General features: G+C 68.6%; 3 protein-coding genes. All 3 read right to left on the reverse strand.

Going from position 1 to position 12024, the window contains the following annotated elements; genetic code table 11:
• Positions 1 to 109: 109 nt before the first annotated feature.
• Positions 110 to 535, reverse strand: coding sequence for a winged helix-turn-helix domain-containing protein (locus BL253_RS38185; RefSeq protein ID WP_241835519.1), 426 nt, complete (start codon positions 533 to 535; stop codon positions 110 to 112).
• An 844-nt stretch (positions 536 to 1379) separates the two neighbouring features.
• The gene (locus BL253_RS38190) at positions 1380 to 10994 is read right to left on the reverse strand and encodes a DNRLRE domain-containing protein (protein WP_081439102.1); all 9615 of its coding nucleotides are present in this window, start codon (positions 10992 to 10994) and stop codon (positions 1380 to 1382) included.
• A 462-nt stretch (positions 10995 to 11456) separates the two neighbouring features.
• Positions 11457 to 12024, reverse strand: a 568-nt coding sequence (locus BL253_RS38195; RefSeq protein WP_158230514.1) for an IS66 family transposase, incomplete at its 5' end; no start/stop codon positions are given.

Consider the following 12024-nt stretch of genomic DNA (forward strand, 5'->3'; position numbering starts at 1 on the left):
AACCACCCAGAACCGCAACCCGACAACCCGACCATCAGACCCGCGACCAGGCGAAACAGACATCAAGCCGCTACCGCTCACCTGTTACATCAACCGACGGAACACCCTCTCAGACCCTGGCCTGCCTCGTCCTCGAAGCAGACCCAGGCGCCCAGGTCGCCCGCGGTCCTTTTGCCGCCGGCCACACCTGGTCCTTCCACGCCGCGACCGCCGCGTCGTCACGTTCGCTGGCCCGCCTTGTGGGGACCTGCACGCTCCAACCGAGGCGGTGCCGCAGATAGCAGACCCCGCCGAGGGTGTAGTCGACGCCGAACATGCGATCGATCACCGTCGCGATCCGGGCCAGCGTCCAGCACTGGTCAACCCAGCCTGYCGCCGCCGGCCCGGTGTCCAGCGCCTCGGCTAGCCCAGCCAGCTGGGCATCGTCGAGCTTGCAGCGGGCCCCACCCGGTCCCCTCGACGCCAACGCCTCGATCCCGCCCTGTCGAACGCCCGGTGCCGCCGGTTCACCGACATCAGCGAGACCCGGAAGCACCAGGCGACCTCCCGATCCGACGCCCCGGTTGCGAACATCTCGGCGGCCGCCACCCGCACCCGCTCCTGGACARCCCGCTCCACCGCGGTCAGACCGCCCCCATCCGGATACCTCATACACCTGGCGTCACCGCCACACGGCCAGCCACACCGACCCGATCAAGACCCTAACCTCGGACCTTAAAGATCTTTAGAGGTTCCGTGCACGAATAACCAGGGTTTCAGCGGAGGTAGCCAAGTAGGCATCGCTTAACCACCAGTGCCCGTTCTTTGCCACCGCCAACCGTAGCCCCTCGCTACTCAGCCAGGMGGCGTCCGCAGGCAGTCGACCGGCCAATCGCGCCGAGAGCGCGGGAACAGTCGACGGAGCCAATGATGGAATGTCGCGTAGCCTGGCCGCCGTGTCAGGATCTAGCGTTATGACTGCGTCGATCCAGTAGGATTCTGGCCCCGGGATGTTCAACCCGCGGCCGCTCTTGTCGCCGCCATAGGTGCCCGTCTCCCAGACCACCACCAACGGGTCGCCTAGAGCCGGGAATTCCYCCAGTACGGGTCCAGCGTCGAATCGCTCTGGGCCATCGGCTGGGTTGCGCCCGGCGTCACGCCCAGCGGTGATCGGGATGGAGCTGTGCGCGGACGATGCCGGAGCCGACGCCGTCGGGCCGCACGCCCCCAGTGCCCCGGCTACCAGTGCGCTGRCCGAGAGCACTACTAGGCTCGCACGCCACCCAGGCTGCCGCCTCTGCCTGCCATCCATGCTCACACGTCCCATCCTAGACCATTCAGTGAACAGCCACCCGGCGCAGGAAAATCTTGGTCCCGCCGCCGTGCTGCGAGCCGCCCAGTCACCGTGACGGACCCCCCGAGACCGACGCACTGCCCGGATTCCCGAGGGTCCATGTGTACGTCCGCTCAACATATCCATACGTGTCGAATGAATGAGCCCAGCCGAGTACCTCGAACCGACCGTTCACATCATCCGGCGTTCCGGTGACCTTGTCACTCTTACCCTTGTCGAAATTGTAGCGATCCTCCGAATTAATGCCGACGGTGAGCGTCACTTGATCTCCCACGACGCGCACCTCCCCGCCACTCCAGACTTGGAAGCCCCCGAGGGTCTTGTCTCCCTCCTCAGTTGTCGTGTATTTGCTAGCCACGCTGGCCGTACCGGTAATCGGGAACGACGTCCTCCCCGTAGTCCGGGCAAAGTAGTCAGCCGCGGTCCGCGCACCTGCGGCCTCGTCGTCGAGTGACTGCCTCACTCCACCATCCTTCTTGTACAGAGCTTCAAGGTCGATGGCCACCGGCGAACCATCACCATGCAGGTAGATTCCGTACAGACGRCAGGCTTGATCCAAATGACGCCATAGTCCTACCGCCGGGCAGATCGCAGATTTACCTTCCCACTTCGCCAGATTCTTGTAATCAGACGCCGTAGCCTTGGCGTTCGGATCGTAAGCGTTCGAGTTATCCCATGGGCCGACCGCCGGTCGGGTCGACGGCGCAATCGTATAGGTCGGTCCGCCAGCCTGCGACGTCCATACCAGCGTAGGGTCCGTCAACTTGTTCACTTGAGTCGGCTGCACGGCTGCTACCGCAGCCTGTTGGGTAGCGTCTTCATCGGCCACACGGGCCGCCTGGTAAGCGGCGTCTTGGGCTGCCCGTAGACCTGCCTGGTCCCGGTCTCGTTGTGCTGCAGCTTCGTATGCCGCGTTCTGTGCCGCCTGCTGCGCGGCTTGTTGTGCCGCATTTTGGGCAGCTTGCTGGGCGGCTCGCTGTCGGTCTGCTTCCTGGAAAGCAAGTGCGGCGTTGACGCCTGCCCAGAACTCAGCCTCGGCCCGTGCTTTGCGTTCCGCTTCTTGGAAGGCGAGTGCGGCGTTGACGCCTGCCCAGAACGCCGCTTCCTCGCGTGCTTTGTTCGCGGCGGCCTGTGCCGCTGCCTGCTTCTGCGCCGCGTTCTGGACATTTTGCGCGTTCTGCGCCTGCTGGGCTTTCACCGCGGCCTGCTGGGCGGCGACGGTGCTGGCGGAGGCGGGCGCCTTGCCAGGGGTGCCATCGAGGACGAATCCGGTGGGGTCGCTGTTGGTGAGCGGGTTGGCGGCGGCGTAGGTGTAGCGGTTGTCGGCGGGGGTGCCGGTCCAGGGGAGGGGGTAGGTGTCGCGGGTCAGGAAGGTGGCGGTGTCTGGGTCGTACCAGCGGGCTTGGGCGGCGACGAGTCCGGTGTCGGGGTCGGTCCAGTTGCCCTGGTAGCCGATCTGCAGGTCGGTGCTGACGGGGGTTCGGGGTTTGCCGAATGGGTCGTAGTTGCGGGTTTCGGTGAGTGAGGTGCCGTCGGTGGTGAAGGCGGCGACGATGTCGCCGTGGGCGTCGCCGAGGGTGACCCAGTCGCCGGCACCGGTGCCGGCGCCGATCAGGGTGCCGTCGGGGCCGCGGGCGAAGCCGGAGGTGCCGTCGGTGGCGGGTTCTTTCTCGACGCCGTTGTAGAGGAAGTTGTAGGAGCCGCCGTGGGTGCGGTTCGCGATCCGGTCGAGGCCGTCGTAGGTGTAGGAGGTGGTCGTCGTTCCGACGGTGTGCGAGATGAGCCGGTCGAAGGCGTCGAAGACGGTCGTGGTGACGGTCGAGCCGGCGGTCTTGGTGGCAAGGGTGCCGCGGGCTGTGTAGGTGTAGGTGGTGGTGCCGCTGGTGAGTAGCCGGTTGCGGGCGTCGAACGTGGCGGTGGTGCCGCCTGCGGAGGTGCGGTTGCCGCCGGCGTCCCAGGCGTAGGTGGTGGTGGTGCTGGCCTGGTTGGTCCAGGAGGTGAGCCGGTTGGCCCAGTCGTAGCCGTAGGTCTGGGTGCCGGCGCCGGCGACGCCGGAGCCGCTGATGGTGGTGGAGGTCCGGTTGTCGTTGTTGTCGTAGTCGTAGGTCTGGGCGCGCAGGGTGCCGCCGGGGCCGGTGACCTCGTCGGACGTGACCCGGCCGAGCTGGTCGTAGTCGAAGGCACGGAGGGCGCCGGTGCCGCCGTCGTAGTCGATGGAGGTGAGCTGGCCGGCGTCGTCGTAGTCGTAGACGCGGGTGCCGCTGGTCGCGGCGCCGTCGACGGCGGCGAGGAGGCCGCGGGCGTCGTAGTGGTAGAAGCTGAACGTGGAGCCGTCGGAACGTTGGGACAGCCGGCCGTCCTCGTCGTAGACGAACGACGAGGCGCCCAGGTCACCCGAGCTGTCGAGAAGGAGGCCGCGGTCGTTGTAGGTGAACTGTTCGTCGCCGGCGGCCGAGCCGACCTCGGTTAGGTTGCCCACCAGGTCGTAGGCCGCGGAGCGGGCGGCGCCGGTGACGCCGCTGCCGGAGCCGGTTTCGAGGGTGCGCCGGCCGAGTTCGTCGTAGGTGGCGTTGCGGGTGACGCCGCCGGGCTCGGCAAGCGTGACGGGCAGGCCGCCGGCGTCGTAGCTGGCGTGCCAGGTGCGGTCGGCCAGGTCCGGGTAGGCGGTGGTGGAGGGTTCGATTGTCTTCTCGGGCAGGCCGAGGGAGTTGTACGTGTAGACCGTCGGATGGTTGTTGCCGTCGGTGAGCCGGGTCCGGTTGCCCGCGGCGTCGTAGCCGGCGGAGGTGGTGATCGACACCCCGGACGAAGCCGGGACCGTGATGGTGCGCGGCTGGTTGAGGCCGTCGAAGGTGTATGTGCTGGTGTGGCCGTTCGCGTCGGTCCGGGAGGTGAGGTTGCCGGCCGCGTCGTAGCCGAACCCGACTGCGCGTAGAAAGTCGTCGGTGTCGGAGTACTGCGCGGTCGCGATCTGGYGGCCGGCGCGGTCATAGGTGGAGCGGGTCGCCCGGCCGAGCGGGTCGATGACCGCGTTGAGCCGGCCGGCGAGGTCGTATTCGTAGGTGGTGGTCTTGCCGGCCTCGTCGGTGGTCTCGCTCAGGTCGCCGACGCCGTTGTACGTGGAGCGGACCGATGCGCCGCTGGCGAAGTTCGAGGGTCGTAGGACGCGGGTGACCTGGCCGGCGTCGTTGTGGTCGTAGTAGGTGGTGAACGCCGACAGGGTGGCGCGTTCGGTGGTGGACGCGGCGAAGACCCGGTTGAGGTCGTCGTAGGCGTAGATCGTCCAGGCGCCGTTCTGGTCGACGGTGTCGAGCAGGTTCCCGGCATCGTCGTAGATCATCCGGGTGACGCCCGGGTCGGGTGCGCCGGTGACCTGCGGGTCGGTGACCGCGACCGGTCGGCTGCGTTTGTCGTAGACGGTGGTGCTGGTCTGGTCGCGGGTGTCGGTGTGGCTGGTCGGGTTGCCGTTGTCGTCGTAGGACCACTGCTCGGTCGGGACGATCGCCGAGCTGCCGGGTGGGGTGTAGGACGGGTAGGTCTTCTGGGTGACCCGGCCGAGGTGGTCGTAGGTGGTGACGGTGACCTGGTTGCGGGCGTCGCGGGTGTGGGTGATCTCGCCGAAGGTGTTGTAGCCGACCTCCTCCGATGGCCGCTGCGAGGTGGCCGCGGCGCCGTTCTCCTCGACGTCCACCGGCGGTTCGACGGTCTGGACGACGTGGCCGTGGGTGTCGGTGACCTGGTCGGTGACGTAGGCGGCGTTCGGCGGGCCGGAGGGGTTGTGGCCGCGGGGGTCGACGGTGCTGGTGACGAGGCCTCGGTCGTCGCGGATGATGTCTTCGGTGAGGTCGTCATCGTCGTAGCCGCGCACGGTCCGCGATGTCGGCCGGGACGCGTCGTCGTAGCTGTATTCGGTGCGTTCGGACGCTGTGGTGCCGGCGATGGTGGTCTCGCTGGCCAGGACGTTGCCGCCGGCGTCATAGGTCAGGTCGGTGCGGCGCGCGACGCCGTCCGGGTCGAGGGTCTTCACGATGGGTCGGCCGGCGGCGTCATACTCGGTCGCTGTCGTGCGCAGGCCGTTGCCGCTGGTGATTGAGGTCTCGTGCCCAGCGGCGTCGTAGGCGCGCTCGTCGAGGACGAGGTCGTAGGCGCCGGTGGTGGCCAGTTCGCCGACGGTCAGGTCCGGGGGTCGGTAGCCGACGAGGATCGTGCGGTGTGGCAGGTCGTCGAGCCAGTAGGTGAGCCGGGTGGTGCGGCCTTCGGCGTCGGTGACCGAGGCGAGGCGGCCGGCCGGGTCGTAGGCCCGCGACTCGACGACGACGTCGTGGGGTGAGGAGCCAGCGACCGGGTCGTCGACGAAGTCGTCCACCGTCGTCGACGCGAGCAGGTTACGCGCGGAGTAGGTGAACGAGGTGACCGTTCCGTTGGGGTCGGTGCTCGTCGCGACGTTGCCGTTCGGGTCGTAAGTCGTCTGGGTCTTTGCCCAGGGGAATGAGCCGGCGCCGCGGGTGCGGGCGGTCTCCCGGTCGGCGTCGTCGTAGTCGATGGTGGTGACGCGGGCGGTGTCACCGCCGGTCGCGTCGGACATGGTGGTCTGGGTGAGGTTGCCGTTGTCGTCGTACTCGTTGGTCGTGACCGGGGTGTGCACCACCGAGGTGATCAGGTTCGTGATCGGCGGTTCGGTGACTTGGGCGACCCAGCCGAGTTCGGTGTAGGCCGTGGTCGTGGTCAGGCCGGCGGGGTAGGCGTCGGAGATCTCCTTCGACGTGAGGCGCCGGCCGAGTTCGTCGTAGGTGTACTCGTGGACCAGGCCGGCCGGGTCCTGCTCGCGGCGCAGGTCACCCTTGGCGTCGTAGCCGTAGGTGGTGGTCTTGCCGCGGTCATCAGTGGCGGAGATCAGCAGCCCGCGGGGAATCGTGCCGCCGCCGGCGGCCRCAGCCTCCCCGCCGGTCGAGTACGCCGAGGTCGCGGTCGTGCCGGACGGGAAGTCGGAGGTCGGCGGGGACTGTCTGGAGATCAGGTCGCCGAAGCTGTCGTAGGTGCGGACGGTGGCGTAGGTGTTATCCGTCGATGTGGCGGACCGGCCGTCGCGGTGCACGGTGACCACGTCGTTGCGCGGGTCGCCGGGTGCGCCCAGGTAGTAGTCGAAGTACTCGGTGTTGAGGTCTACGACGTCGTCGAGGAAGGACCGGGCGGTGGTGCGGGCCAGGACGTTGCCGCGCTCGTCGGTGTCGGTCCGGACGATGTTGCCGTTCTCGTCGACGGTCTGGTTCAGGAAGCCCTTGTCGTTGTAGACGAACTGCCGGTTCCCGATGTCGTCTCGCCGGGAGATCAGCTGGTCGTTGTGGTATTCCCAGTCCTGGTCGTGGCCGTTCGGATCGGTGACCCGGATGATCGAATTCGGGTTGGTCGCGACCACGGTGAAGGTTGTGCGGTTGCCTTCGMCGTCCTCGCGCCAGGCCACGGTGTTGTCGAGGTTGTAGCCGATGACCGTGTCGCGGTTGCCCTCAGGCAGGGTGATCGTTCCGAGTTTGCCGTTGAACGCGTAGTCGTAGGTCGTCGGGTCGGCCGAGTGGGGGGCGGTGACGGTGGTGAGGYTGTCGCCGTCGTAGCCATAGGTCCAGGTCAGCGGCCCGCTGTGGGCGGCGACGTTCTGGGTGGCCAGGGAGGTGACGTGGTCGCCGGTCCAGGTCAACGCCAGGGTCCGCTGGGTGGTCTGGTTCGTGATCAGGGTCAGTTTGGCGTTGCTGTCATAGGTCAGATCGAGACGCCGGCCCGCGGCGTCGGTGATGCGCGCGAGGCGTCCGTCGGAGCGGAAGGTGTGCGCGGACCCGGACTTGTCGGTCAGGGTCGTGGCGGCGGTGGCGGTGAAGTCGTCGAACCGGCCGGCGCCGGTGGTCTCGGTGAACGGGCCGGCGCGGCTGCCGTAGAACACCGCCAGGTCGGTTGTGGACAGGATCTGGGTGCCGTTGCGCTGCACGACGATCGACGGGCCGTTGGTGATGACGGTCATCGTGTCGGAGGCGGTGCAGCACAACCCGGCACTGGACGTCGCGACGACGGTCTCGTCGCCCTCGACGCGTTTGACCAGCTGCCAGGTGTTCGACGAGGGCTGGGCGACCAGGCGCCAGTAGTTGTCCGCGTCGGCGTAACGGAACGCAAGCCCCATTCCGGCCTGGGCGACCGGAAGCTTGAAGGACATTGTGCCGTCCGCGGCGCCGGTCACGGTCGCGATGTTGCGGTTGCCAGAGGCGGTCGCGAGATAGGCCTGGTTGCTGGAGGTTCCCCAGGTGCCAGCGCCTGTTCCCGTCCCGGAGTGCCAGACCTCGCCGTCGTCGGTCGCGCCCAGATCGCTGGCCGAGTTGGGGTTGGTGAACGTGTCGCGGTGCGCCTCGGCCACGATCGCGACCGAGCCGATCCGCCCGGACCCGATACCAGTCGCGTACAGGCCAGCCTTCGTCGCCGTCGAGAACGCCGAATCGCTGTAGGTCCCGACGACCCGGTCGTTGCGGTACACCGTCAACGCCGACCCGGCCATCCGAACCGCGAACGTGTCGTTCGCGGCACAGCAGGCCCCGGTGAACGTCGCCATCGTGGTGGTCGTCCCGCCGGATCGTTTCGCGAGTATCAGCGCGTTCGTCGAGGGCTTGAGGTAGAGCGCCCACAGGTTGTCGACGTCCTGGACCCGGAACGCGAGGCCCAGGTTGTCCTGCGCGGCCGGGACGGCGATCCGGATCAGGCCATCGGCCGGTGCCTGCAGTACCGCGACGCTCGGCTTAAGGACCGCGGAGGTCGCCAGGTAGGCGTTGTTCCCGTTGATCCCCCAGGTACCGGAGAGGATCTCGAAGCTCTGCCCTGTGTCCGCGAGACCCAGCGAGCTGATCGAGTTCGCCGCGGTAAACGACGCGACCTTCGGGCTCGGGGCCTGGACGAAGGCGTACTGGCCGTCCTGGGAGACGTACGACCCGTCCCAGTTGCGGCCGAACCGGCCCTCCCGGCCGTCCGGGTAGCGCACGACCAGGTTGCCCTCACCGGAGTCGTCGGCCTTGACGTTCATGTCCCACTGCGAGGACCAGCCCACCCCGAACATCCCCGGATAGGGGTTCTGGCTGTTGTAGGTCCGGGTCACCCCGAGTGCGGGGCCGGTKCCGGCCACGGTCATGTCAGTGGTCGCCGAGGTGTAGTTCCCGATCAGGGGCGTCACTGACGCCACCGACGGCACATACGGGTCGGCGCCGAAGTGCCGGCTCGTGATCGGCCCCTGGACCTGGGTATACAGGCCGATCGGCGACGTCCAAGGGCTCGACGACCCGGCGAGGGAGACCCGGCCGCGCCAGTAGTACTTCTTGCTCCAGGCCAGCGCCCCGACTGGCACCTGCCAGGTCCCCGTCGTCCCCACACCCGACACCGCGCCTGAGCTCCAGCAGTCACCGGAGGCGGCATCGGGGTTGGTGCACAGCTGGAACTCGTATGTCAGCGCGACCTGGTTGCCGGTCAGCGTCAGCACCGGGCGCAACGTGKTCACCGACTGCAGGTCGTCCGGGTTCGCATCGGTCACCCGCACCCCGCTCGCCGTACTCGACGTCACCCCGGTCGGGAACATCGAGACGTCGTAGTCGGAGAACCACGTGCTTCCCGACGGGTCCACGTCCTGCATGTCGAACTTGATCAGATAGCTGCCCGCCGGCAACTTGTCGACGATCGCGGTCAGGTCGATGCTCTGGCCGCGGCCGACCGCCGTGGGCAGGTCGGTCTGATAGCCCTGGTCGGTGATCAGGGTCGTCCCGGCCGCGTTGTACACGTGGTAGGACAGCTTGTAGTCGCCGTTCGGTCGCCAGGTCTCCGAACCCAGGTTCGTCACCCGAATCTTGATCTTGCCCTGGTCGGTGGGGGTCACCGGCTTGTCCCACACCGGCGATCCCGTCGGCCACGCGTACTGCGCGTCATACGGCGTCCAGGTGACCGACATCCGCGGGCGGTGATCGCCGGGGGTGCCCGGTGCGGAGCAGGCACAGTCCTGGGAGGCGAACTCTTTGTAGTGGTCGGGGTCTGTCTCGGACGCGCGGATCGACAGGCCGTAGTTCTGGTTCGAGCCGTTGTTCCAGTCCTCGACCAGCTCGCYGATCCGCCCGTCCGCGAACGTCTCCCACCCGGCACCGCAGCCACCGTTCCCGGCCTGGTGGGAGAAGCTCGACTGCGCAACCTCGTCCCCGACCGACGCCCCAGGCCAGGTCAACGTCACCCCCGACCAGGGCGTCGACACGTGGTGCAGCGACACCGGATGCGGGTCACACGCGTCCTGTGACGCCTCGGTGTACAGGCTCACCGTCGCCGAGAGGATGTTCGCGTCTGCCAGCACCGGGTCGGTCGGGAAACGCAGATAGCCGCGGTTCACCTCGCCGGCGCCGTCGAGCCCGACCCGCAGTGACTCGTCCGTCCCGTGTGCGGTGCCCGGGGTCGCCGACGACACGTAGGTGTCATCCGCGCCCTCGGACAGGTCCGTCACCGTCGGGTCGACCCGGACCGGGAACACCCGCCCCGCCGCCGCCAGCCACCCCGCGTCCAGGCCGACCTGCAGCACCGTCTGGCCGGTGCCGGCCAGCTCGGCCAGCCGGTAGGTCACCGCGTCCGACGTCGCGCCGGCGTCGTCCTGCATCCACCCGCGTGGGATCAGCGCGACCGGCTTGCCATCCGTACCGGCGAGCACCACCTGGCCTTGCTGGTCGAGGCTCGCGGTCAGGCCCTGCAGCGTCAGCGGGAACGACCAGCTCGTCGGCGCCCGTGCCGAGCGCAGGACGATGACCTCCTTCAGCCCGCTGTTCGCCGCCGACAACTGCAGGTCAGCCGCCTCGCGCACCCCGGCGAACGCGACCGTGTTGTCCTCGGACCTGCCCGTCGAGGCGGCCGCCCCATCCAGCCCGAACCCGACCGACACCCCCGGGCCCAGCTCCACCCGTGCCAGCTGTGGGTCATCCGCCGCCCCGGCGATGTCCACCGGAGCCTGCGCCGCCGCCGGGCGATACCGGCCGCCCGTCCGCTCCCCCAGCCGGGTGTCGACGTCGACCCACTGGCCGGCGGTGTCCTTGAATCGCACCGGCTGCGCGGACAGCTCTGTGGTGAACGTGCCGTCCGGGTTCGCGAACACCGTCGAGCGCTCCGTGCGGCCCGACTCGACCTCGACCCGGCCCTCCTGCACCCGGCCCGGCTCCCGCACCGACGGTGCCAGCTCGCCCGGCGCCGGGCGCTCGGCGCCGGCTGGCACGTCCGGGGCCCGGATCTCGCCCTGCCCAGGTGGGATCTTCACCTTCCGCGGTGCCTGTTCCGGCGTCACCGGTACCGCGCCGTCCACCGTCCCGAGCTCGGCCGCGACCGCCGCCGCCCCCGGCGCGCCGCCCTCTGAGGTCGCGGAGGCCGGGACCTGGTGCGCCTGGTCCTCGGCGGTGCCGTCTGAGGAGTGGGGCAGTTTCAGGTCCCTGAACGGGTTCTGCTCCGAGATCGGCACCAGATGCGGATGTGTGACCCGGTCCAGGACCACCAGCGAGATGCCGGTCAGGACCAGCACCGGTACCAGCAACAACGCGACCCGGCGTACCCGGGAACGGCGCTGCCACAGCTTCCGGCCAAACGACAGAGGACGACGTGGGGAAAGGTGCCGGCCGGTCATCACGACTCCGAACAGGTGCGCAGGAACAGGCACGAGCCACGCAGAAAACGACCCCCGGGCACAGGGCAGCCCGACGGCCCAACCCACCCGGACAAACCCCGCGRCCCTCCCTGAAAGGAAGGCAGGGCAACGGCAGACGCGGCAGGACCGTCAAAATGCGCGCACGACGAAATACGAGGCGCGCAAGGACCTGGCCGCACCGACCACGGGGGCATCCGGGTGCGACAACACCCGCCATGAGCAGGCGGTGAAAGCCGGCGACGACGCCGGTGACCTGCCCCGACACCAGCCGGCGAGGCGACTGGCGACCTGCGGGCAGCACAGATCAGCTAAAGGAAGGCGGAATCCGACAAGGAGAGGCCGGCACGACGTCGTGCACAGCGAGAACCCCCGCCAGCACCCCGGATGAACCCAGGACTACCGTAGCTGTTCAGCTGGCGTCGTAGCTGATTGTGCTGGTCATCAGACGGGTTGTGCCGCTGGTGGTAGCCAGGGGCCGGTGGTGAAGAGCCGGGTGAGGGCGTCGAGGGTGTCGAGGCCCCATTTGCTGGCGGTGGACAGGTAGGACTGGACGATCGCGAAGTCGGCGAGGCCTTCCAGGGTGCGCCAGCAGCCGCCGGAGGCGCGTTGTTGGACCTTGACCGGCCGGACGTCGCGCTCCGCGAGATTGTTCGAGAACGGGACCGTCAGGTCGGTGGCGAACCGCAGGATCAGGTCCTCGTAGGCGCGGAACCGGCGGATCAGGGTCCGGGCATCGGCGGYGAGCGGGTTCCGTTTYCCGTGGTTGTCGGTCTCGCCGCGGGCGAGTGCGCCGAGGTAGTGGTTGCGGATCGTCGCGAGCGTCTCGGGGGTGAGCGCGTTCTGTCCGTTCTGGCGGGCGGCGCTCGCGGCGTGGTGGGCGTCGAGCAGGGTGGTGGCCATCGCCTGGGCCCAGACCTGCCCGTCCGGGTCGGAGTCGTGGATCTGGCGTAGGTCACGGAGCAGGTGTGCGCCACACCAGGCGTGCACGGCCCCGGTCAGGTGGGTGTAG

The organism is Pseudofrankia asymbiotica (assembly GCF_001983105.1).
Lineage (GTDB): Bacteria > Actinomycetota > Actinomycetes > Frankiales > Frankiaceae > Pseudofrankia > Pseudofrankia asymbiotica.